21 protein-coding genes are annotated in these 22,011 nt (G+C 71.2%); 18 read left to right on the top strand and 3 right to left on the bottom strand.

The features are described 5' to 3' along the window. Positions 1–1,218, bottom strand: a 1,218-nt coding sequence (locus C1A33_RS02530) for an MFS transporter (protein WP_165818196.1), incomplete at its 3' end; no start/stop codon positions are given. A gap of 207 nt (positions 1,219–1,425) precedes the next feature. On the opposite strand from C1A33_RS02530, the gene C1A33_RS02525 reads away from it, so the two are divergent. After that, entirely contained in the window at positions 1,426–3,573 is a 2,148-nt protein-coding gene (locus tag C1A33_RS02525; RefSeq protein ID WP_101829912.1) for a tetratricopeptide repeat protein, read from the top strand. A gap of 26 nt (positions 3,574–3,599) precedes the next feature. Here the strand turns inward: C1A33_RS02525 and C1A33_RS02520 are convergent, their stop codons facing one another. Then, positions 3,600–5,282, bottom strand: a complete 1,683-nt coding sequence (locus C1A33_RS02520; RefSeq protein ID WP_101829911.1) for a hypothetical protein — start codon at positions 5,280–5,282, stop codon at positions 3,600–3,602. Between the two features lie 458 nt (positions 5,283–5,740). On the opposite strand from C1A33_RS02520, the gene C1A33_RS02515 reads away from it, so the two are divergent. The 3 genes from C1A33_RS02515 (at position 5,741) to C1A33_RS02505 (ending at position 9,769) form a co-directional block, all read left to right on the top strand. After that, positions 5,741–6,997, top strand: coding sequence for a cytochrome P450 (locus C1A33_RS02515; RefSeq protein ID WP_101829910.1), 1,257 nt, complete (start codon positions 5,741–5,743; stop codon positions 6,995–6,997). 421 nt (positions 6,998–7,418) lie between these two features. Then, a complete protein-coding gene (locus C1A33_RS02510; protein ID WP_101829909.1) occupies positions 7,419–8,537 on the top strand; it encodes a phosphotransferase family protein in 1,119 nt (372 codons plus the stop codon). A gap of 74 nt (positions 8,538–8,611) precedes the next feature. Beyond that, complete coding sequence (locus C1A33_RS02505; protein WP_101829908.1) at positions 8,612–9,769, top strand: Rv3169 family protein; 1,158 nt, start codon at positions 8,612–8,614, stop codon at positions 9,767–9,769. Positions 9,770–9,852: 83 nt separating this feature from the next. Here C1A33_RS02505 and C1A33_RS34520 read toward each other — a convergent pair whose 3' ends face one another. Then, positions 9,853–10,287, bottom strand: a complete 435-nt coding sequence (locus C1A33_RS34520) for a hypothetical protein (RefSeq protein WP_165818193.1) — start codon at positions 10,285–10,287, stop codon at positions 9,853–9,855. Between the two features lie 3 nt (positions 10,288–10,290). On the opposite strand from C1A33_RS34520, the gene C1A33_RS02500 reads away from it, so the two are divergent. From C1A33_RS02500 to C1A33_RS35540, 14 genes are all read left to right on the top strand, one after another. Continuing rightward, entirely contained in the window at positions 10,291–10,743 is a 453-nt protein-coding gene (locus tag C1A33_RS02500; RefSeq protein WP_243407094.1) for a chloride channel protein, read from the top strand. A 53-nt stretch (positions 10,744–10,796) separates the two neighbouring features. Further along, the gene (locus C1A33_RS02495) at positions 10,797–11,654 is read left to right on the top strand and encodes an SAM-dependent methyltransferase (RefSeq protein WP_423748027.1); all 858 of its coding nucleotides are present in this window, start codon (positions 10,797–10,799) and stop codon (positions 11,652–11,654) included. 117 nt (positions 11,655–11,771) lie between these two features. After that, the gene (locus tag C1A33_RS02490; protein WP_207770119.1) at positions 11,772–12,962 is read left to right on the top strand and encodes a sensor histidine kinase; all 1,191 of its coding nucleotides are present in this window, start codon (positions 11,772–11,774) and stop codon (positions 12,960–12,962) included. Further along, positions 12,959–13,735, top strand: coding sequence for a response regulator (locus tag C1A33_RS02485; protein ID WP_101829906.1), 777 nt, complete (start codon positions 12,959–12,961; stop codon positions 13,733–13,735). The genes C1A33_RS02490 and C1A33_RS02485 overlap by 4 nt, the downstream gene beginning before the upstream one ends. Before the next feature lie 111 nt (positions 13,736–13,846). After that, positions 13,847–14,287: a hypothetical protein gene (locus C1A33_RS02480; RefSeq protein WP_101829905.1), complete on the top strand. Its 441-nt coding sequence runs from the start codon at positions 13,847–13,849 to the stop codon at positions 14,285–14,287. Continuing rightward, on the top strand, positions 14,284–15,273 hold the full coding sequence (locus tag C1A33_RS02475; RefSeq protein ID WP_101829904.1) for an ABC transporter ATP-binding protein: 990 nt from the start codon (positions 14,284–14,286) through the stop codon (positions 15,271–15,273). Before C1A33_RS02480 ends, C1A33_RS02475 begins: the two co-directional genes overlap by 4 nt. A 2-nt stretch (positions 15,274–15,275) precedes the next feature. After that, positions 15,276–16,169: an ABC-2 transporter permease gene (locus tag C1A33_RS02470; RefSeq protein ID WP_101829903.1), complete on the top strand. Its 894-nt coding sequence runs from the start codon at positions 15,276–15,278 to the stop codon at positions 16,167–16,169. Between the two features lie 237 nt (positions 16,170–16,406). Further along, positions 16,407–16,868 carry a PPOX class F420-dependent oxidoreductase gene (locus C1A33_RS02465; RefSeq protein ID WP_101829902.1) on the top strand — a complete coding sequence of 154 codons (462 nt, stop codon included), beginning with the start codon at positions 16,407–16,409 and terminating at the stop codon, positions 16,866–16,868. A gap of 82 nt (positions 16,869–16,950) precedes the next feature. Continuing rightward, positions 16,951–17,847: an alpha/beta hydrolase fold domain-containing protein gene (locus tag C1A33_RS02460; RefSeq protein ID WP_133150543.1), complete on the top strand. Its 897-nt coding sequence runs from the start codon at positions 16,951–16,953 to the stop codon at positions 17,845–17,847. 299 nt (positions 17,848–18,146) lie between these two features. Then, positions 18,147–18,899: an SDR family NAD(P)-dependent oxidoreductase gene (locus tag C1A33_RS02455; RefSeq protein WP_101829900.1), complete on the top strand. Its 753-nt coding sequence runs from the start codon at positions 18,147–18,149 to the stop codon at positions 18,897–18,899. A gap of 61 nt (positions 18,900–18,960) precedes the next feature. Then, positions 18,961–20,517, top strand: a complete 1,557-nt coding sequence (locus tag C1A33_RS02450) for a flavin-containing monooxygenase (protein ID WP_101829899.1) — start codon at positions 18,961–18,963, stop codon at positions 20,515–20,517. Continuing rightward, the gene (locus C1A33_RS34515) at positions 20,514–20,672 is read left to right on the top strand and encodes a hypothetical protein (RefSeq protein WP_165818194.1); all 159 of its coding nucleotides are present in this window, start codon (positions 20,514–20,516) and stop codon (positions 20,670–20,672) included. Before C1A33_RS02450 ends, C1A33_RS34515 begins: the two co-directional genes overlap by 4 nt. 21 nt (positions 20,673–20,693) lie before the next feature. Beyond that, positions 20,694–21,629, top strand: a complete 936-nt coding sequence (locus C1A33_RS02445) for a helix-turn-helix domain-containing protein (protein ID WP_101829898.1) — start codon at positions 20,694–20,696, stop codon at positions 21,627–21,629. A gap of 180 nt (positions 21,630–21,809) precedes the next feature. Further along, on the top strand, positions 21,810–22,011 hold a 202-nt coding region (locus C1A33_RS35540), incomplete at its 3' end, for a hypothetical protein (protein WP_207770118.1).

Here is a 22,011-nt window from a genome sequence, read left to right as displayed (position 1 = left end):
GGCGGGGGGCGTGTCAAGCGGTTCGGTACGGGGGGTGAGCAGGGCGGCGGCGAGCTGGGTGGCGGCGACGCAGGCGACGGTCGCGGGCCAGCCGGCCGCGGTCCAGGCCAGGCCGATCAGCGTGCCGCCGACGCTGGAACCCAGGTAGTAGCCCAGCAGGTACAGTGCCGACGCCTCGGATCGCCCGGTGCCCGCCCGGGCGCCGACCCAGCCGCTGGCGACCGCGTGCGCCGCGAAGAAGCCGGCGGTGAACACGACCAGTCCGGCCAGGACGCAGCCGAGGTCGTCCGGCAGGGTGAGGGCGAGCCCGGCCAGCCCGGTCGCGACGGCGCCGAGCAGCACCGGCCGCCGCCCGACGCGTACGGCCAGCCGGCCGGCGGCGGTCGAGGTCACCGTCCCGGCCAGGTAGGCGCAGAAGACGAGGCCCACGGCGGTGCTCGACAGCCGGAACGGCGCGCCGGTGAGCCGGTAGGTCAGGTAGTTGTAGGTGGCGACGAATCCGCCCATCTCGACCATGCCGACCCCGCACAGGCGCAGTATCCCTGGGTCGCGCAGATGCCGGCGGATCACCTGACCGCGGCCTCGGCGCCCGCTGGCGCTGGCGCCGGCGCGGCCGCGCGGCATGACCACGGCGAACACCGCGGTACACCCGGCGCCGACGGCGGCGATGGTCGCGATGGACACCCGCCAGCCGCCATGGGCGTCCAGCCCGGCGGGAACGAGCCGGCCGAGCAGCCCGCCCAGGGACGTCGCCGAGACGTACATGCCGATCGCCGGCGCCGCGGCGTCCGGGCGGACCTGCTCGCCGATGTGCCCCATCGCCACCGCGACGACCGACGACAGCGACACCCCCGCCAGCGCCCGTGCCAGCAGGAACAACGGCAGGTTCGGCGCGGCGGCGCCGAGGCCCACGCAGACGCAGCCCACCACCAGCCCGGCGATCATCACCGGGACCCGGCCGAGCCGTTCGGCCAGCGTCGACGTCGGCAGCACCGAGATCGCCAGCGCGCCGGTCGTCACCGAGACGGTCAGGCTCGCGAGCGTCGCGTCGACGCCGAACGTGGCCGCGATCTGCGGCAGCGACGCCTGCGTCGAGTACAGCATCGCGAACGCCGCGAGCCCCGCCGCGACCATCGCCACCTGCAGCCGGCGCAGCGCCGCAGACCCGGGCGACAGCAGGGCGGGCGCAGTGGAGGTGTCGACGACGGTCACGTCCATCGACGCTAGGTCGCCCCCGACGGCTGCGGCCACGAGAAGAGGCGAAGTAGACGTGTTGCCGGTAGGTATCTCGACCACGGCCGAGAGCGGGACCGGACCGGCGTCCGATCGGCTAGGCCGAGAGCGGGACCGGACGGCGTCCGATCGGCTAGGTTGATCCCGTGTTGTCACGTTCCGCAGCAGGGCGGCTGCGCAGGATGCGGTTTCGTGGGGTGGGTCGACGTGTCTGACGCGCTGCTGCGGCTGGACGCGCCCAGGCCGGTGTTCGTCAACCGGTTCCAGGAGCGTGCCGCCTTCCTCGAGCTCGTCGACTGGTCCCGCGACGAGCGTGGTCCGCTCCTGATCGTGGTGAGCGGCCCTCAGGGGGTCGGCAAGTCGCAGGCGGTCCTGCGATGGGTCCCCGACATCGGCGACCGGTTCGACGGCGGCCAGTTTCGCCTCGACCTCGCCGACCTGGCGCAGCGCGACGCCGTCGACGTCACCGAGCTGCTGGAACGGATCATCGCGGCGCTCGGCGGCGACCCGTATGCCGCTGGCGGGTCCGACGAACGGGAACGACGCGACCCCGGTGGGGCCGGTCATCGGCCGGCGGGCCGGCGCGACCGACTCGCGGGCATGCTCGCCCGGCGGATCGCCGGGCGGCGGCTGGTGATCGTGCTCGATGGCGTGCTCTCGGCCGCGCAGGCGTTGAGCGTTCGGGACGCGCTGCCGCTGCTCGCGGGCTGCGTCGTGATCGTGGTCAGTGCCCGGCGGTTCCCCGCCCTGGTCCGGGCTGGTGGGCGGGAGATCGTCCTCGGGCCGCTCAGTGACGTGCACAGCGCCGAGTTGATCGGCGAGTACGCCGGCCCGGACTGGCTGCGGCGCGAGCCCGAGGCCGCCGCCGAGGTCATCCGGTACTGCGGTGGCCTGCCGCTGCTGCTGGAACTGGTCGGCGTGGACCGGCAGATGCACCAGACGCGCCGCGTGTCGACCATCGCCGACCAGACACGTGACATCGATCGGCGACTCGACTACTTCGTGGGGGACAGCGGGGAGCGTGTGATCGAGGTCACCTTGGAGGGCGCGTACTGGCGGCTTCCGGAGGGCGTTCGCACCGTCTACCGGATGCTGGGCGTGCACCCGGGGACCTCCTGCGACGCGGGGGTGCTGGCCGCGGGCCTTCGACGGCCGCTCGCCGGTGTCCGCACCGTGCTCGACTCCGAACTCGTGCTCGCGCACCTGATTGGGGCGGACGAGGACGTCGAGGGTCGCTACCAGGTGTCCGACCTGGTCCAGTCGCACGCGCGGCGCCGCGCGGAGCTGGAGGACGAGCCTGCGGACCGCGACAGCGCGCTGGGTCGGATGGTCGGCGTCTACCTGCGGCACGCGATGCTCGCCGATCGGGCGGTGATCGGGTCGCGGATGCGGCTCGTGGAGTATCCGCCGCCGGCGGAACCCTGGTGGGACGAGACCGTCGCCCCGCCGGCACCGTCGTTCGGCTCGGCGGCCGAGGCACTGCGGTGGTTCGAGGCGAACTGGGCTGCCCTGCTGGGTGCCGTGCGGGCGGCCGCGCGGCGTCGCTGGGACCTGGTCGTGGTGCTCCTGGCCGACGCGATGTGGGCGTACTTCCTCAACCGCAAGCGCTACGGCGACTGGGCCGAGGTGTGCGAGCTGGCGGTGGAGGCCGCGGTCCGTCTCGGTGACGCCGCGGCCGAGGCGCGGATGCGCAGCCTGCTGGGTCGGGCGTTCTACGAGCAGGGCCGCTACGAGCAGGCGCACGCGCAGTTCGACGCGGCGCTGCCGTGCAGCCGCGGCGCCGCCGATCGCCGGATGGAGGCGTCGGTCCTCGAGTTCAGCGGGCGGGCGTACCTCGAACAGGGCGTGTACTCCTCGGCGATCGCGCTGTTCGAGCGGGCTCGCGAGATCAACCTGGAGATCGGCAACGCCCGCGGCGTCGCGCTGCAGTCCCATCACCTGGGTCGGGCGCTGCGTGCCGCGGGACGAGCCGAGGAGGCGGCGCGGGTCCTGCGGGACGCGCTCGACGGGTTCACCGCCATCGGCGATGAGCACAATCGAGGTCGGGTGCTGCTCAGCTTCGGCGAGGCGCTGCTGGACCTGCGCGAGGACGGGCCAGCCGACGGGGTGCTGCGCGAGGCGGAGGTCATCATGCGCCGCCGCGCGATCCCGTTCCAGGTCGCGCTCGTCCTGCGGGCTCGGGCCGTGGTCGCGTCCCGGGCCGGCGACGCGCACCGCTGGGAATCCTGCCTGCGTGAGGCGTTCGAGACCTTCGCCGCGGTGGGCAGCCCGCTCGCCGATCGGGTGCGACGGCAGCTGGACGACGGCTTCACCGGCGGCGACAGCCCCGCCCCGTCCTGACCCCGCCCGAACAGAGCCGGTGCGACCTAGGCGGTCCTGGTCCCGGCCTTGGCATCGTTGGATGGGGTGGCGTCGTCGGATGGGGCGGCGCCGCGGATGCGCAGGAGTCGGCTGCCCAGGCGGATCTCCACCCCGGCGTCGACCAGCCCGGCGAGGGGGCGACCGTCGGCGATCCACGCGTACGCCGCCGAGGCCAGCACCGATGCCGCGGGCGTCGGCGGGAGGTGGCGGAACTCGAGGACGGGGCCGCCGCGTGGGCGCAGCGCGAGGCGGCCCGGGATGGTCACGTCGGCGGCGAGGCGGCAGCCCGGATGGTCCGTGAGGACGTCGGCCGTCCACTCGGCGGCGGGGTAGCCGGGCGTCGCGACGCCGCGCAGCAGGACGTCGGCGCTTTCGAGCAGACGCGGATCCGTGTCGGCGATGTCCACGGCGAGATGCCGGTCGGTGCCGGGCGGATCGACGTACCACGGCACGTCGGCGACCGCCGGCCGGCGATGGACCGCCACCGCCGCTGACGCCGCGGCTGGCTCTGCGGCTGGCCCCATGGCTGGCTCCGCGGCGGGCGACAGGACCGTGGTCGTCACCCAGACGGCGGTGGGCGGCGCACCGTCGGCCGTCGGGGGATCCAGCGCGCGGGCCCGGGCAGGTGTGGCCGGCTCCGGGAGGTCAAGCAGGCCGTACAGCAGGCGGCGCAGTGTCGCCAGGGACTCGCCGGGCAGCGCGAAGGTGCCCGCGGCGAGCTCGGCGTAGCGACCGGAGGTGTGGCCGCTGATCGCGTCGTCGACCTGCCGTCGCAGCGGGAAGGCCGGGCGCAGGGTGGGCGCGAGCGCCAGCAGCCGCGCCGTCGAGCCGGCCGGATCCAGCTCGGCGGGATCGCCGGCGGCGAGCAGGACCGGCCGGTCGATCGCCGCCGCGTACACGCCGACCGACCCGTGATCGCCGATGGCGAGGTCGGCGGCGACGAGCGCGGCCCGCCAGCCCTCCCGCGGCGGCAGGACCGCCAGCCCCGCCCGGGCGGCCTCGGCCAGCCAGCCGCGAACCTCCAGCGCACCGTGCCAGTCCCAGACGTTGGGATGGATCGCCGCGACCACTCGGTACTCGTCCACCGGCAGCTCGGCGAGCAGTCGCGCCGGCAGCTCCGCCGCCCGGGCGAGCAGCGAGCCGCGTCCCCAGGTCGACGTCAGGACGACGAGCTTCTGGCCAGGATCGACGCCGAGCGCGCCGCGGAACTCGCGGCGGCGGTGCCGACTGGCCAGGATGCGGTCGAAGCAGGGATCGCCGCCGACGACGGCGGCCGGAAGTGCCTCGGGGCAGCTGCGGCTCAGCCGGGCGAACTGCTCGGCGTGGGAGAGCACGACGGCGCGCGGTACCAGTCGTCCCTCATGCAGGAGCTGATCAGGAGCGAACCCGTAAACCTGTTTCCTGTTTCCTGTTTCCTGTTTCCTGTTTCCTGTTTCCTGTTTGAATTTATTGTATCCCGCGCCATGGGGAATAACCATCAGTGGTGCGCGGATCTTATGTAGCGGGCCGCTGCGCCCGGCGGCGACAGCCAGGTCGAACCGGTGCGTGACGGCGTGTTCCCAGGGAATCACCCGCGCGCCGAGGTCGGCGAGGAACTCGTCCGCGCCGGTCGAGAACGGCGAACCGTCGATCACGGTGAACAGCAGCCGCACCCGGCCGTCGCCGAGAAAGGCCGGCAGGACGTCCATCAGACGCGTCAGCGCGGTGACCGTATGGACGACTATCAGCGCTGTGCGTGAAGCTGCGCGGGTCGATCGGGATTCCGCCTCCGGTCCAAGGAGTGCCCGCAGCCACCGCTGACCGATGCCGGAGCCCCTCCCCGCCGCGCCTGCGCCGTCCCCGTCGCGCCGCGCCGCCGCCATTCCGCCGATCACCAAATCTATCGCCGCAAGGGCGGCGTGCGCGCTGAAAAGCACCGAAATCCGACGCGCGCGGGTCCGCCGGCAGCAGGGCGTGTGCGCCGGACAGTGCCCGTCCGACAGTGCCCGTCCGACAGTGCCCGTCGGACAGCGGCCGCCGCGGTCGGCGGGCCTGGTTGCGACGGGCAGCCGTTGACCCGTCGCCGACGGACGGGAAAGCATGCGGGTGGAAACATCCGAGCAGGTCAGACACCGTGGGTAGCTCACGGTGGAGGGAGCGGGGCGCGATGACGGACGACTTAGCCGGCGTGGTGGGGTCAGCCCGGGCGGCTGCCGGTCCGCTGGACACGGACGACCTCCCCGAGCTGGACCTGTTCGGGGACGAGTACGCGGCCGATCCGGCGGGGACGGTGCGGCGCCTGCGCGCCAGGGGCGGTCTCGCCCGCAGCGTGCGCGGCATCGAGGTGCTGACCTACGAGCGGGCGAAGCAGCTGCTGGCGGCGCCGCGCACCCGGTCGTCGATGCGCGACTACTACCTCAGCGAGGGTGCGACCCCGCTGGTCGTCGACTACATCGACAACGGGCTGCTCGCCTGGATCGAGGGCGACCGGCACCGGCGGATCCGGTCGGTGATGGAACGGGCGTTCAGCCTGCGGTCGGTCGACCAGCAGCGGGCGATGATGCGCGAGGTCGCCGAGCGGGCCGCCGACCGGCTGCTGGCCGCGGAGACCGCGGACCTCGTCGCCGACTTCTCCTACTGGTATCCGATCGAGGTACTCGCCCGCCTCGTCGGCGTTCCGGTGGACGACATTCCGCGCTTCGTGCATTCCAGCGCCGAGATGAACGCGCTGGCGGCGGTGCCCCTGGCGCCCGAGCTGCCGCGGCTCGAACAGGCGATCCGGGATCTGGGCGGCTACGTCAACGATCTGGTCGAGCAGCGGTCGAAGGACCCCGGGAATGATCTCGTCAGCGCGCTGATCGAGGCACAGGAAAGCCTGGACCGCCTGTCTCGCGAGGAACTCGTCGCCAACATCATCAACGTCATCATGGGCGGCCACGACACCACCAAGCTCCAGCTGGCGAGCTGCGTGCACCAGCTTGCCGCCCGCCCCGGCGGCTGGGCGCGGCTGCGCGATGACGGCGCCTTCGCCCGCCGCGCGGTCACGGAGTCGCTGCGCTACGCGCCGGCGGTGCCGTGGGAGCTGCGGGTGCCCGAGGTGGACCTTGAGGCCGATGGTCTGGCGATTCCCGCCGGCACTCCGATGGTGGTGAACGCGTACGCCGCCAACCGCGATCCGGCGGCCTTCGACCGGCCCGACGACTTCGATCCCGACCGCGACGATCGCCAGGCGCACCTCGCCTTCGGCCGCGGCCGGCACGTCTGCATCGGCAACAGCCTCGCCCGCACGGAGATGGAGGAGGCCCTCGGCGTGCTCGCCGCCCGCGTGGACGACGTCGAGATCGCCGGCGAGATCACCTGGAGCGGCCCCGCCGATGCCCTCGCCGGCCCGACGTCCCTCCCCGTGCGCCTTCGCGCCCGCTGAGAACCGATCACCCGCCCTGACGCGGCGCGGGACCCCGGCGGCCCTCGCGCCGCCGGGGGCGGTCGGCTGACCTGTTGACGCCATCGGCCCGCTATGTGCATTGTTGTCCAGCGCGTGGTGGCGACAAATGGCCGCATATTCGCCGTGCTATCGGCAGGTGATCGTGGGACGTCCCCGGTGTCACCCGAGAGCGAAGGTCGGCCGCCTACGGAAGAGCCATGCGTTCCGGGCCAGGCCCGAGCGGGCCGGCATCGTGTAAACGGGAGGCTTTGATGAACGTTCCGGCCGCACTCCCAACCAGAAACCCGCACAGCCGGTCCGACGCGCGGAGGCGACCCGGGTTATCGGCGGGGTTTCGGCTCTCGCCCGCCCCACCCGAAAGTGCTATCCGAAGGATCCCGTCGACCGAGCGCTACTGATCATGGCGGGGGGTGCGGACCAGGCGCCGACGACACCGGTCCAGCACGATCCCCAGGCCATCGGCCACGCCCTGCGGGGCTGGCTGGCGGCCCGGTGGCCGCACGCGCGGGACCTGCGGATCACCGACGTCTGCCTGCCGCAGGGCGCGGGCGGCTCCAACGAGACGTTCCTGTGCACCGCGACCTGGCGGGACGACCGGAGGGCCGTCCACAGCGAAGGGCTGGTGGTGCGGCTCGCGCCGACGGGCTTCCAGATCTTTCTGGAGGCGGACATCGGCAGGCAGTACGCGGTGCTCGACCATCTCGCCGAGCACGGCGACGTCCCCGTCCCCTCGCTGCACGGCCTCGAACCTGACGCGGCGACGCTCGGCGCCCCGTTCTGGGTGATGAGCCGCGTCGACGGTGTCGTGCCGAGCGACTTCCCGCCCTACAACCAGGCCGGATTCCTCGTCGAGGCGACACCGGCCGAGCGGGAGCGGCTGTGGCTCTCGGCGATGGAGGCCTTCACCGCCATCCACCGCGTCGAGATCGGCGCCGACACGGCCGCCTTTCGCCTTCTCGACCGACCCGAACGTGGCACCACCGGCATCGACCAGGAACTGGAGTACTGGCGGCTGTCGATGGAACGGGCCGTCGCCGACGTGCCCGACCCGACCGTGACGGCGCTGTGGGAGTGGCTGCTCACGCATCGCCCCGCGGCCCGGCCCACCGGCCTGTCCTGGGGCGACGCCCGAATGGGCAACATGATCTTCGATGGGTTCCGCTGCGTCGCGGTACTGGACTGGGAGATGGTCTCCCTCGCCGGCGGCCTCGCCGATCTCGGCTGGTGGCTGTGCCTCGACCTGTCCCACAGCGAGGACCTCGGCGTTCCCCGGCTGGACGGGCTCGGTAGCCGCGCCGCCACGATCGCGTTCTGGGAGGAGCGCACCGGCCAGCACACGGCCGATCTGGAGTGGCACGAGGCGTTCGCCGGACTCCGCCTCGCCGTGATCCTGCTGCGGGCGGTGGCCATCCGTCGCTCACTGGGCGCGCCGCTGCCCGGCCCCGGCGAGTTCGGCAACCTCGAGACCCTCACCGCCCGCCTCGCCCGCACCTTCGACCTGCACGTCCCCTCCGCATAGCGCCGGGGCGCACCGGGCGTTCCCGGCAGCCCCGCAGCCAAGGTCACCCAGCGTCGCGAGACCGAGGAGCCACCATGCTGTCTCCGTACGACGACCTTCCGCTCCACCAGACGATCGAACCGATTCGACGGGTCGGGACCAGCGACCGCAACTTCTACGACCGCTACTACTTCAACCTGCACTCCTGCTCGGACGAGGTCGTCCTCGCCGCCGGGATGGGCTTCTACCCGAACGTCGGCGTCGTCGACGGCTTCCTCGCCGTGCTCGTCGACGGCGTGCACCGGGTCGTGCGCGCGTCGCGTGTCCTCGGCGCCGACCGAGCCGACACGTCGGTGGGGCCGCTGCGGATCGAGGTGGTCGAGGGGCTGCGCCGACTGCGGCTGACCTGCGAACCGAACGAGTGGGGGATCGACTGCGACCTGGTCTGGACCGGCGCGATTCCCGCGCATCACGAGCCGCGCCACACGCTCTACCGCAACGAGCGGGTGGTCATGGACATGTGCCGGTTCTGCCAGACCGGCACCTGGTCGGGCCATCTCACCGTCGACGGCGCCACGATCACCGTGACGCCCGGCCGGTACTGGGGAGTCCGGGACCGTTCGTGGGGGGTGCGTCCCGTCGGCGCCCCGGAGCCGCCGGGCATCGACGGCGCCGCCCCGCCGCCCGGGCACTTCTGGAACTGGGCGCCGATCCAGTTCGCCGACGCGACCGTGCTCTACGCCGTCCAGGAGGACCAGCACGGCGCGCGCTCGTTCGAGGAGGCCCTGCGCATCGACCACGGTCTGGGTACATCCGGTGGCGCCGAGACCTCGGCAGTCCGGCACCTGGGCGTCCCGCGGCACGACTGGACGTTCACACCGGGCACCCGGCAGCTCTCCGGCGGCCGCCTGACGTTCACCCGCCCGGACGCCGAGCCGACGACGATCGAGGTCGAACCGCTGGTGCCGATGGTGCTCAGTCTCGGCACCGGCTACGGCGGCGAGGCCGTCCCGCAGAGCGGCGCCGCCGACGTGCGGCCCTGGCGGCACGGCATGTACCAGGGGCCGCTCGCCGTCGAGGGCCTGTCCTGGAAGATGTCGGAGATCCCGCCCGCGGCGCTGCTGTCGTCGACCTACGACCACGTGTCCCGGTTCACCACCGACACCGGCGAGGTCGGCTACGGCATCGTCAACTACGTGATCGCCGGCCCCAACGACCGCTACGGCTTCACCGGCTTCACCGACCCTGCCTGACCACCTGGTATCGGCTCTACCGGCTGATCTCTTTGAGTCAGATTCCCATTGTCGTCGGACAACCCTCCGAAAGATTTGACGGATCAGGCGAACATTTTTTGGAGTAGTAGCTGAAGTGTGATCATGATGGCCGGTATAAGTATTGTCGAGACCGCCTGAAGAACGATGCGAACGCGAGGGGCCGGATGCTCGGCGAGTATATGGCTGCGCAGGGATAGTGCCGTTTCCAGGCCCTGATGGACACGACCGGCTTCCGGAGCTGAAAGTCGGTCGATGTCCAGCGTCTTCTCTACGAGTCGCTCGATGGTTGGCGTGATTTCGTCCGCAGCGCGGCTCTGCATAGCGCGCGACATGCGGCTCAACCAGGCTGTTGTGAGGCTGAAGATTGCCAGACCGCCGACCGCTGTGATGGCGATGAAAGCGCCGGAGATGTAGTGTGCGGGCGGGTTGAGTCTCGGCCAAACCACGACAAGTGCAGGAACAGTGACGTTACTGCATCGGAGAAGATCCGCGGCCACGGCATGCCCGAGGCGATCGAGGCGAACCTCGCCGGCGGGAGCCGGGTCGCGCCGAGGGTGGCGGTCCTCAAGCCGGTCTCGGCCGCGATCAGCATCGGCACCGGCGGGCCGTTCGGCGCCGAAGGGCCCATCATCATGACCGGCGGCGCGGTCGGATCGATCGTCGCCCAGACGTTGCGGCTGACCGCCGACGAACGCAAGACGCTGCTGGTCGCGGGGGCGGCCGGGGGCATGGTCGCGACGTTCAACGCGCCGCTCGCCTCGATCCTGCTCGCCGTCGAACTGCTGCTGTTAGAGTGGCATCCTCGCAGCCTCATCCCGGTCGCCACCGCGGTGGTCACGGCCCGGCATCCTGATCGTGAAAACGCTGATCTGGCCGCTGTCGCTGGGTTCCGGCACGTCCGGTCGTCGATGCTCTGGGCGTCCGGGCAATGGCGCAGGGCGATAGGAGGTTAGGGTAATCGTGCAGTTACGGTGATTCGGGCGGCTTGGGCTCTCCGGGAGGCGCAGTGGCGACGGATGGGATATGGCCAAGTGGTCGACTGACGTGGAGCCAGCCGGCTTCCGATGCCGGTCCGGTCGACCTTCACATCGATCAGCCGCATTCGGCCCGCATCTACGACTACCTGCTCGGCGGCAAGGACCACTTCCCCGCCGACCGGGAGGCCGCCGAGAAGGCGCTGGCTGGTTTCCCGCACGCCCGGACCACCGCCCGACAGAACCGGGCGTTCATGATCCGTGCCGCCCGGCACGTGGCCGAGGCCGGAGTTCGGCAGTTTCTCGACATCGGCACCGGTATTCCGACCTCGCCGAACCTGCATGAGATCGTCCAGGGGATCGCGCCCGACGCGCAGATCGTGTACACCGACAATGATCCGATCGTGCTCACTCATGCCCGCGCGCTGTTGACCGGCAGCCCAGCCGGCCGCGCGGTCTACCTTGACGCCGACCTGCATGACGTCGAAGCGATCCTCGACTCCGCCGTTCTGCGCGACACCATCGACTTCTCGCGTCCCGTCGGCCTGTTCGTCGTCGCCGTCCTGCACTTCTTTCCCGACGGCGATGATCCGTACGGCATCCTTCGCCGGCTGGTCGAGTCCCTGCCCGCCGGCAGCTATCTCGCGCTCACCCATGGCACATCCGATTTCGATCCGGCCGTGGATGCGCAGGGGGAACAGGCCTACCGGAACCGAGGCATTCCCCTGCGGCTTCGGCGCCGGGCCGAGATCGAGCGGTTCTTCGACGGCCTCGACCTGCTGGATCCAGGCGTGCGGCCCGTGCATCGGTGGCGTCCCGACGACAGCGTCCCGGCGGGCCTGAAGGACGCCGAGGTCGGCATCTACGGCGCGGTCGCGCGACGCCCCTGATCGCCCGGAACGCGGCCGCTGAGGGATCCAGGGCGAGAGCCGCGGGTGTCGTTGCTCGGGGTCGGTGCTTGTGATGGTGAGAGCCCCGGGGCGGTGCGCATGGTGCACGATCGGGATGTGAAGGGGCGGTGGTTCGGGTGGCTGCGCACGGCGATCGACGTCGTCCTGCCGGCGGCCATGGCACTGTTCCTGCTGGCCGCGCTGTCGGACCCGTCGGTGACCACCTCCCGGTCGCTGGTGCTCTGGCTTGGCGTGCCGGCCGCGGTGATCCAGGGCGTGGCGCTGTACTGGCGGCGGGCCCGGCCGGTGCCGGTGGTGGCGATCACCCTGGCCGGCGGCCTGGCGCTGCACGTCGTCGCACCGGATCTCGTCATCCCGTTCGCCGGCCTGGTCGCGGTCTGCTCGCTGGCCGCCGCGCGGCCGCCGACCATCTCGGTGCCGGCGTTGCTGGCCCTCGTCGGGCTCGCCGCGGCCAACTTCCGCACGGCGCCCGCCGGCGACGCCTACTTCACGATGGCGATGGCGGTCGTCGCCTGGGCGCTTGGGGAGATCATGCGCAACCGTCGGGTGGCGATCGAGGAGGAGAGCCGCCGGGCGGTGATGGAGGAACGGGCCCGGATCGCCCGCGAGCTGCACGATGTGATCGCGCACAGCGTGTCCGTCATCGTCGTGCAGGCCGCCGCCGGTGACGACGTCTTCGAGTCGCGGCCCGACCAGGCCCGGCAGGCCCTGCGCTCGATCGAGGCGGCCGGACGGGACGCGCTCGCGGAACTGCGCCGTCTTCTCGGCGCGGTCCGCCCGGACGATGGTCAGCCCACCCGTGCTCTCGGGCCCGGCGCCGTCGGATCCGGCACTGACGAGGCCAACCGGCCGCAACCGGGCCTGGCCCGGATCGACGAGCTTGCCGGGCCATTGCGGGCCGCCGGTCTGGACGTGTGCATCAGCCGCGTCGGCCGGGTACGCCCGCTCGCGGCCGGGGTGGACGTGTCCGCCTACCGCATCGTGCAGGAGGCGCTCACCAACACGGTCCGCCATGCCCGCGCGACCCGGGTCGGGGTGACCATCACCTACTCGGCCGACGCGGTCGGGATCGACATCGTCGACGACGGCCAGGGGACCGGACCGGGGGGACCCGCCTCTGTGCTGACCGACGCGGCGCCCGGCGAGGGACACGGCATCCTCGGAATGCGGGAACGGGCGAACCTGCTTGGCGGTCAGCTGTGGGCCGGGCCGATCCGGGCGGGCGGATTTCAGGTGCGCGCGGACCTCCCCGCTCCTCCCCGCATGACCACGGGCGCCGGGCGATGACCGGCATCCCCGAGGACGAGGCGGTGCCCGCGGTGCTGCGAGTTCTCGTCGCCGATGACCAGGTGCTGGTCCGCGGCGGCTTCCGGATGATCCTCGATTCCCGGCCGGGTATCGAGGTGGTGGGCGAGGCGGGTGACGGCGCCGAGGCCGTCGACCTCGTCGCTCGCCTGGCGCCCGACGTCGTGCTGATGGACGTGCGGATGCCGACGGTCGACGGCATCGAGGCGACGCACGCCATCGTCGCCTCCGGCAGCGCCGCCCGGGTGATCATCCTTACCACCTACGACCTGGACGAGTACGTCTTCGCCGCGCTGCGCGCCGGGGCCAGCGGGTTCATGCTCAAGGACGTGCGGCCGGCCGAGCTCGTCGACGCGGTCCGGGTCGTGGCCCGCGGCGACGCACTGCTTGCCCCCACGGTGACCCGTCGGCTGCTCGACCGCTTCGTCGACGTACTCGGCGGCGAAGCGCGGCCGACCGGCTCCCGGACCAGCATCGCGACCGCACCCGGGACCGGCGGTGGGCCGTTGGGGGGATGGGTTGGCCTGCGGGGACACCGCTCGGCCCTCGAGACGCTCACCGACCGGGAGGCCGAGGTACTGCGGCTCGTCGCCCTCGCGCTCTCCAACGCGGAGATCGCCGCCGAGCTCGTGCTGACCGAGGCGACCATCAAGACGCATGTCTCCTCCGTTCTGCGCAAGCTCGGCCTGCGGGACAGGGTGCAGGCCGTCGTGTTCGCCTACGACGTGGGACTGGTGCGGCCCAGAACGACCTGACGGCAGTCAGTTTCTCGCCCGCGAGTCGCAGGCGCCTCCGCCTTCAGACGGAGACGATGTCCCGTCTCGGGGCTGATGGCGAGCGGCCGATGTGGATCTACCGTTCTCGGCATGAACGAGACCAGCGGTACGCGGACATGGCTCGCCGGGACGCGGCGGTGGGCGAGACGCGCGCGGGTCACGCGAGCGATCGCCGTGCTGATCGTGCTCGCGGTGGGAACGCTGGTTCCCCTGGCTGGCCTCGGGCTGCCGCGGGTGGGCCTGCCGGCACCGTCGTCGATCGATGGCGTGCACGTCAGCCCACGCACCTGGATCGACCTGCCCGGCTGGGCTGATGGCGTCCTCGCGGTGGTGCGGCCGATCAAGAACGCCCTTGTCGCGCTGCTGGTCCTGGCCGGCGCGTACGGCGAGTTCCGACGGCGGCGGCGGGGGACGAACCAGAACGCCCCCGGCGAGGGCCGCTCCTCCCCGCGCAGCACGGCCACCGACCGCAGTCCTGTGAAAGACGACGGTCCGAGCGGGGGAAAGACCGAGGAAGGCGATCCACGGTGATCGAGGTCCGCAACCTGTCCAAGCGGTATGGAGACCGGCTCGCCGTCGACGACCTGACCTTCGACCTCGCCCCCGGCGAGGTGACGGGCTTCCTGGGACCGAACGGTTCAGGAAAGTCGACGACGCTGGCGATGATCGTGGGCCTGGTACGCCCGACCGCCGGCGCGGCGCGCGTCCACGGCCGGTCCTACCGGGACATCCCGGCCCCCGTGCACGAGGTCGGCGTGCTGCTCGATGCCAGAGCCGCGCCCGGCGCGCTGCGGGCCCGCCGATACCTGGCCTGCCTGGCCCGCGCTGGCGGGGTGGCGACCCACCGGGTGGAGGAGGTGATCGACATGGTGGGGCTCGGGGCCGTGGCGGACCGTCGGATCGGTGGCTTCTCGCTGGGGATGGCGCAGCGCCTCGGCATCGCGGCCGCCCTGCTCGGTGATCCGGGCACCCTGCTGCTCGACGAGCCCGTCAACGGCCTGGACCCGGAGGGCATCAGCTGGGTGCGCACGTTGCTGCGCCGGCTTGCCGGCGAGGGGCGCACGATCGTGGTGTCCAGCCACCTGATGAGCGAGATGGAGGACACCGCCGACCGGGTGGTGGTCGTCGGCCGCGGTCGCCTGCTGGCGAACGCGAGCGTCGCCGAGTTCACCGGATCAGGCCTTGGCGGCCGCGTGCGGGTGATCTCCCCCCGTGCCGAGGAGCTCGCCGCGCTGCTGCGCGACGCGGGCGCCGCCGTCCACCGCGATGGCAGCGGAGCGGTGCTGGTCACCGGGCTGAGCGCGGCGGGTGTCGGCGACCTGGCCGCTGCTCGGAGCATCGCGGTGCACGAACTCGTCCAGCGTCGGGCGTCGCTCGAGGAGGCCTACCTGGCGGCTACCCGCGACGCCGTCGAGCACCGCGCGGCAACCGGCCCCGGTGCCGTCGGCCCGGCCGCCGTCCCATCCGCCGGCAGCCCTGCTGCTGTCGGTATCCCCGACCGTGGTGAGGAGCGGTGAGCATGAACGCCGACGCGACGACGAGGCAGCCCGGCAGGACAGACCGGACCTCCACGCAGGACACGGCATCTGCCGTGCCGCGTCCCGCGATCGGGTCCCGCGGCGGGAGTCGGCCTCCGCTGACGGCCACGCTCGCCGCCGAATGGATGCGGCTGCGCTCCATCCGGTCCACCTGGGTGCTGGTGGCGGTCGGCACGGTGCTCGGCATCGCGGTCGCCGCGCTGCTGGCGGTGGCGGTCGGCGCGACCTGGGACGGCTGGTCCGCCGCGGACCGGGCGGAGTTCGATCCGGTGGTGGCACCGCTTGTCGGCACCGTCTTCACCGGAGTGCTGGTGGTGGTGCTCGGTGTGAAGGTCGGCGCGTCCGAGTACCACGGGGGTCTGGCGCGCGTCACCTTCGCGGTCACCCCGCGCCGAGGTCGGGTGCTGGCCGCCAAATGCCTGCTGGTCACGCTGATGAGCTGGGCGGTGATGGGCGTGGCCACGGTCGGGATCGCCGTTGCCGCACGGTTGGTGTTCGGCGCGTACGGCGTGCCGATGCCCGGGTTCGGTGAGGCGGGCGCCCTGCGGGCCGTCGCCACCAGCGTCGCGACGTCGCCACTGTTCCCACTGCTCGGCCTCGCCCTGGCGATGATGTTCCGCAGCGCGGCCGGCGCGATCTCGGCGGTGTTGGGACTGCTGTTCGCGCCCGCGGTGCTCGGCGGACTGCTGCCGGTCTGGTGGCAGCGCAACGTGCTCGCCTACCTGCCCACCGCCGCGAGTGACAGCATCTGCTTCTCCCACCTCGAGCCCTCGCCGCAGTACCTCCCCATCGGCGCCGCCATCCTCGTCGTCGCCGGCTGGCTCGCCCTGTCCATCGGCGCCGCGCAGTACTCCCTGACGACCCGCGATGCCTGAGGCGAACTCGCGGGGCGTCGCCGGAAGCACTCTCACCGGGTGCCCTTCTCCATCGCTCACGGAGGGTTCAGACGCGCGTCCCTGCCCAGCACGTGTCCGGTGATCGCGAGGCAGCCCGCTCACCGATGTGCACAGCCCGGCGGCCACCGACGCATCTCCTGGCAGGCGCGCCGGACCGGCGTGGAGGATGGTGTCGATGCAAGGGTGGGAATCCGGACGTGGAGAGGGTGGTCGGTGATGGCACGGACGATCGCGACGAACGACCGGGTTGATCTCGCCGGACTGGTGGAGTTCGCCCGGCAACGGCACCGGATGCTGCTCATCACCCGCCGCGCTGACGGGTCGGTGCAGGCATCTCCGGTCACCGGCGGGGTGGACGACGCCGGTCGCGTCGTGATCTCGACCTATCCGGAGCGGGCCAAGACCCGCAACCTGCGGGAGCGGCCCGAAGCCAGCGTGGTGATCCTCTCCGACGAGTGGAACGGGCCGTGGGTCCAGATCGACGGCCGCTGCGAGGTCCTCGACGTTCCCGAAGCCGTCGACGGGCTCGTCGACTACTTCCGCACCATCGCCGGCGAGCACCCCGACTGGGACGAGTACCGCCAGGCGATGTTCGACCAGGGCAAGTCCCTGCTCCGCGTCACCCCCGTGCGCTGGGGTCCGATCGCCACCGGTGGCTTCCCCGCCCGACTCGCCTGACCTGGGCTCGCGTCGGCTGGCCTGCTGGCTGGAGGGTTCCGGACGCCTGTCTCCTGGCAATCTTGCCTGTTACGGTGACCCGATGGAGCTCCGTGGGCCGGTGGAGGAGACGATCGGGAATCCCGCCGGAGGCGGTGCGCGCGGTCGGGCCGCGGATCCCGGGCTCGTCGAGCGGCGGGCGATGATCGAGCAGGCGCTGGGCGCGCAGCCGCTGGCGCCGGGTGTCACGGTCGAGCGGATCGGGCCCGGGGGCGTCCCGGTCGCCCGGGTGTCTCCGCTGAACGCCCGGGCGGACAGCGCGCTGCTCTGGTTTCACGGTGGGGGATTCCGGCTAGGATCGGCGGCCGGCTGGCTGCCGTTCGCCAGCCGGCTCGTCGCCGCGGTGGGTCGCGAATGCTTTCTGGTCGACTATCCGCTCGCTCCCGAGAGCCCCTTTCCGGCCGCGCTCGACGCGGGCGAGGTGGTCTACCGGTGGCTGGCCGGGCAGGGTGTCCGGATCGTGCTCGCCGGTGATTCCGCGGGGGGCGGGATCGCGGCCGCCCTGGCGCTGACGGTCGCGGCGAAGGAGCACGGCGGCGCGCACGTCGGCTCCGTGTTCTTCTCGCCGTGGCTTGATCTGCGGGTCCGCAATGCCAGTTACGAGGCCAACGCCGACCACGATCAGCAGTTCTCCCGGGCCGCGGCCGAGGAGGCCGCCGGCCTGTACGCCGTGGGCGTTCCCGTCGCCGATCCCCGGGTCTCCCCGGTGCTGGGCTCCTGGTCGGGCCAGCCGCCCGTCCTGCTCGAGACCAGCACCACCGAGGTGCTGCGCGACGACGCCCGAGAGCTGGCCGGATGCCTGATCGAGGCCGGCGTACAGATGTGGTTCCGCGAAGTGCCGAACCAGGCCCACGACTGGCACATCCTGTATCCACAGGTGCCGGCGGGTCTCGACTCCTTCCGGCTTACCGCTGCCTTTCTTGATTCGCTGGCAGGTTGACCAGCCCGACCCGCCGGTCAATCGGGTAAACGGCGGTCATGCGTCTGGCGCCGCGCCTTAGCGCAGCCTCCGGCGCAGCACGATTGATTGTGCCCCGTCAACCTGCGGAAGAATTTCTTCTGACCGGTTCGGCGCGTTTCCGCGCCCGGCCGGACCTCGTTTCCGGTGATCCTCCGCGCGGACAGTGTCGGGACGATCGCGCATCAACGGCTTGACACGGTGTGTCGCCTGCCACATCCTCCGTTCAGCATGTTGGGCACATAGTTCGACTATTCGAACGACGGAGTGGAGGGGCCGCGATGCCCGGAGCGTTAGGCGCGCAACGCACGGCGGTGGTGGTCGGGACGGGGCCGGACATCGGCCGGGCCTGCGCCGTAGCCGTGGCGGCCGACGGCGCGCATGTCGTCTGCTTCGACCGGGACGAGTCGGCGGCGGAGGCCTCCGCCGAGGCGGTGGCGGCGGCGGGGGGCACGGCCACCAGCGCCGTCGTCGACGTGACGGACCGCGCGGCGGTCCGGGAGGCGTTGACCAAGGTCGCGTCGGAGCATGGGCACGTCGACGTGCTGGTCAACGTGGTGGGCGGCTCGGACTGGTCGCTCGCGGCCGAGACATCGGACGAGGAGTGGGACCGTTCCTTCGTGCTGAACCTGCGCCAGCAGTGGGTCGTCGCCCAGGAGGCGCTCAAGGTCATGACGGCCGAGCGGGGCGCGATCGTCGCGATCGCCTCCGTCAGTGGGCTGACGGCGTCAACCCGTCACGGCGCCTACGGAGCCGCGAAGGCAGGTCTGATCAGCCTCGTCCGCACCCTTGCGATCGAGAACGCGGGCCGGGGCATCCGGGTCAACGCGGTCGCGCCGGGCACCATCGCGACCGCGGCCCGCGAGGGTGACGATCATCTGGCGGCCAGAATTCCCCTCGGCCGCAGGGGCCGATCGGCGGACATCGCGGCGGCGGCGGCGTTCCTGGCCTCGGACAAGGCCGACTACATCACGGGCCAGGTGCTTGTGGTCGACGGTGGCGTCGGTGTCAGGCACTCATTGATCGATCTGTGACGGGCGTGCGGTCAGAGATATCCACGGACCCACTCGGGGCACCCACAGAAAGGCGAATCAGATGAAGATCAGAGGCTTCGCCCGACCCGAAGCCGGCCGGCCGTCCATCGTCATCATCGGCGCGGGCTTCTCCGGAATCGGCGCCGCGATACAGCTCAAGGAAGCCGGCTTCGACCGGTTAGCAGTCCTGGAGCGGGCCGCCGGCCCCGGCGGCACCTGGTGGCACAACAGTTATCCCGGCGCCGAGGTCGACACGCCCTCGATGGTCTACTCCTTCTCCTACATGCCCTGGAACTGGACCCGGACGCACGTCCGGCAACGTGAACTCCAGGAGTACATGGAGGCGGTGATCGACCGTTACGGGCTCGGGCCCTCCATCCGCTTCAACACCACTGTCGAGCGGGTGGTCTGGAACGAGGCCCGACAGATCTACCACGTGTTCGGTCCAGCCGGGGAAATCACGCGGGCAAACTACGTGATCAGCGCCGTCGGACTGCTGAGCGACCCGAAGATTCCCCAGTGGCCCGGTATCGGGGACTTCGAAGGCCCGATCTTCCATTCCTCCCGATGGGACCACTCGGCGAAGCTCGCCGGGAAGCGGGTCGCGGTCGTCGGCTCCGGCTCCACCGCGACGCAGGTGGTTCCCGCGCTCGCGGAGATCGCCGCTCAGGTGACCATGTTCCAGCGCGAGCCCGGCTGGATCGTGCCGAAGCTGTCGCGGGAGTTCACGCCAGCCGAGCGGCGGGCGATGGATTCGCGGGTAGCGCAGCGCGTGATTCGGACCAAGATCCTTCTCCAACGGGAACGGGCCCAGCTCGGCGGCGCGATCTGGCGGGAGGGAACGCCGCAGCACACCGCCGCGGAGAAGGCCGCCCGTGCCTTCATCAACCGCACGCTCGAGGGCCGGCCGGATCTGATCGAGGCGGTCACCCCGACATACCTGTACTCGGGCAAGCGGCCGGTCATCTCGGACGAATTCTATCCGTCGCTGCTGAGGGAGAACGTCACGCTGGTGCCCCGAGCCGTGAAGGGGGTGACCCGGACCGGGCTGGTCGACGTGACGGGCGACGTCCACGACTTCGACGCGATAGTGCTCGCCACCGGCTACAAGGCGGACTTCATCTCGACCTACGAGGTGGTCGGCCGCGGCGGCAGGACCATCCACGAGCTCTGGTCCGGCGACGAGACCGGATTCCTCGGGATGATGGCAAAGGACCTCCCGAACTTCTTCATCATGTACGGGCCGAACACCAATGGCGGGACGATCGTCTCCAACCTCGAGTTGCAGGCCAAGTACATCCTGGCCGCCATTCGACATGCGTGGCGGCGCGGCGCGTCGGCCATCGAGATCAAGCCGTGGGCGATGGACATCTACGACCACAAGCTCCAGGAGCGCCTGGCGGGAACCGCCTTCCACTACGAGAACAACTACTACCGCAGCGGCTCCGGTCGCATCGCGACGCAGTGGCCCGACGGCGTGATCCTCTACGGAATCCTCACGAAGCTGCTCCGGGCGCCGTTCTGGAAGCTCACCTACAAGGTTGGCGAGACCGTCGGCGGACTTCCCCAACAGGCGCCCCCGCCGGCGTTCGCCGAAAGAATGGAGCAGCTCGTATGAGGAAGGCATTTCTGACGATGGCACTCGTGGCGGCCGGCGTGCGGCTCACGGGCCTGGCGCCGCGGATCCTGCACGCGTACCAGTCGACCAGGACCCTGCACCGGACACCGATCAGCACCGTGCTCAGCCCGAAGAGCGGAAAGGATGACGCGTGACTTTAGGCCGGACCGAGTGCGATGTCTAACCCGACTCGGCGGGTCGTCGCGCTCCTGGACTTCCTCGGCAGGCACCCCGGGCGGACCTACTCGCTCTCGGAACTCGCGCGCGAACTGGAGATCAGCAAGTCCACGCTCCACGCGCTCGTCGAGACTCTTGTCGAAGCCGGCTATCTCATCCGGCACGAGGATACGAAGGCGATCGAACTCGGCCCGGTGCTCGCGGGCATCGGTCATTCGGCTCTCGGCCGCAGAGGTCACCTGATCGACTCGCTTCGCCCGGCGATGGAGACGATCGCCAGGACACTCGACTCCCACTGCCTCGTCAGCGCCGACATCGGTGACTGGATTGTCCCCCTTGCCGCAGCGGGTGAACCCAGCCGGGTGACGACGCTGTTCCGCGTGGGTGGCAGAAGCAATCCCTTCGCGCCGCCCATGGGAATCCTCTTCCTTCCCGGGCGAACGATGTCCGAGATCCACGACTGGCTCGGTCGCGCCCGCCCGGCACTGGGTGCGGTTGAGCAGGAACTCAACCTGAGTGCCATCGACGTGCTGCGCACGAACGGCTTCGCGGCGGCCGCGCGGCTCGATGCGAAGGCACGCCTGGAGCGCGCTCTCGACGAGCTCCACCTGGGTAAGCGGCCCGAACACTCCGAGTCGGTGACCGCGCTGTTGAGCGAGATGCGGCGTGCCCCGTACGTGCTGCTCGACTTCGATGACCCGAATGCGCGCGAGATCGACTGGATCGGAGTGCCTCTGCTGGACGGCAGGAGCCGCGTGACATTGGCCCTGGTGGTGCTCAACCTGCCTTCGCCAATGTCCGGTCCCGATGTCCTGAAGGTCGCTCGGTACCTGCGCGCCTCCCTCGCTGTCCATCCGGAGGTGCGCCTGTTTGACGGGACTGGCACCGCGACTGATCCGAACACTGAAAGTTACGATGGTCCGTACTCTTCGTAAAATCCGGACAAAACGACCGGCTCTGTTGCGGCGACCGATCCTCTCCGTAGCAAACTGGTCACCTTGAAGGATTAGCAGGAAAAGGTTGATTGGCTAACTCGCAACCCGCTAGCGTGTGGCTGACATCACAGTGATCATTGAACGTGGCGCCGGGCGTGCGCTCATGGAAGGAGCAGTTTGATGAGGGGGCCAAGAGGGTTGGGGCGGGCGCACGGGGTTGTCGCGCTCTTGTTAGGCGGGGCGCTGGCGCTGAGCGGTTGCGGATCCAGCTCCGGTTCGGGCTCGGGTTCGGGTAGCGGCGGTGGTGGCAAGACCTTCAACCTGGTCGCGGTGCTGCCGACGAGCGGTGCGCTGGCGACGTACGGATCACAGTCAAAGGGTT

Origin of the sequence: Frankia canadensis (assembly GCF_900197875.1) — a bacterium.
In the GTDB taxonomy this organism is placed as follows: Bacteria; Actinomycetota; Actinomycetes; order Frankiales; family Frankiaceae; genus Frankia; species Frankia canadensis.
This window is presented reverse-complemented; position numbering and strand designations above follow the sequence as displayed.

Excerpts from the sequence above, each read along its gene's own strand:
- C1A33_RS02520 (WP_101829911.1), bottom strand. The coding sequence starts at position 5,282 with ATGGACGTCCTGCCGGCCTTTCTCGGCGACGGCCGGGTGCGGCTGCTG.
- C1A33_RS02515 (WP_101829910.1), top strand. The coding sequence starts at position 5,741 with ATGACGGACGACTTAGCCGGCGTGGTGGGGTCAGCCCGGGCGGCTGCC.
- C1A33_RS02510 (WP_101829909.1), top strand. The coding sequence starts at position 7,419 with ATGGCGGGGGGTGCGGACCAGGCGCCGACGACACCGGTCCAGCACGAT.
- C1A33_RS02505 (WP_101829908.1), top strand. The coding sequence starts at position 8,612 with ATGCTGTCTCCGTACGACGACCTTCCGCTCCACCAGACGATCGAACCG.
- C1A33_RS02500 (WP_243407094.1), top strand. The coding sequence starts at position 10,291 with ATGCCCGAGGCGATCGAGGCGAACCTCGCCGGCGGGAGCCGGGTCGCG.
- C1A33_RS02485 (WP_101829906.1), top strand. The coding sequence starts at position 12,959 with ATGACCGGCATCCCCGAGGACGAGGCGGTGCCCGCGGTGCTGCGAGTT.
- C1A33_RS02480 (WP_101829905.1), top strand. The coding sequence starts at position 13,847 with ATGAACGAGACCAGCGGTACGCGGACATGGCTCGCCGGGACGCGGCGG.
- C1A33_RS02470 (WP_101829903.1), top strand. The coding sequence starts at position 15,276 with ATGAACGCCGACGCGACGACGAGGCAGCCCGGCAGGACAGACCGGACC.
- C1A33_RS02465 (WP_101829902.1), top strand. The coding sequence starts at position 16,407 with ATGGCACGGACGATCGCGACGAACGACCGGGTTGATCTCGCCGGACTG.
- C1A33_RS02460 (WP_133150543.1), top strand. The coding sequence starts at position 16,951 with ATGGAGCTCCGTGGGCCGGTGGAGGAGACGATCGGGAATCCCGCCGGA.
- C1A33_RS02455 (WP_101829900.1), top strand. The coding sequence starts at position 18,147 with ATGCCCGGAGCGTTAGGCGCGCAACGCACGGCGGTGGTGGTCGGGACG.
- C1A33_RS02450 (WP_101829899.1), top strand. The coding sequence starts at position 18,961 with ATGAAGATCAGAGGCTTCGCCCGACCCGAAGCCGGCCGGCCGTCCATC.
- C1A33_RS34515 (WP_165818194.1), top strand. The coding sequence starts at position 20,514 with ATGAGGAAGGCATTTCTGACGATGGCACTCGTGGCGGCCGGCGTGCGG.
- C1A33_RS02445 (WP_101829898.1), top strand. The coding sequence starts at position 20,694 with ATGTCTAACCCGACTCGGCGGGTCGTCGCGCTCCTGGACTTCCTCGGC.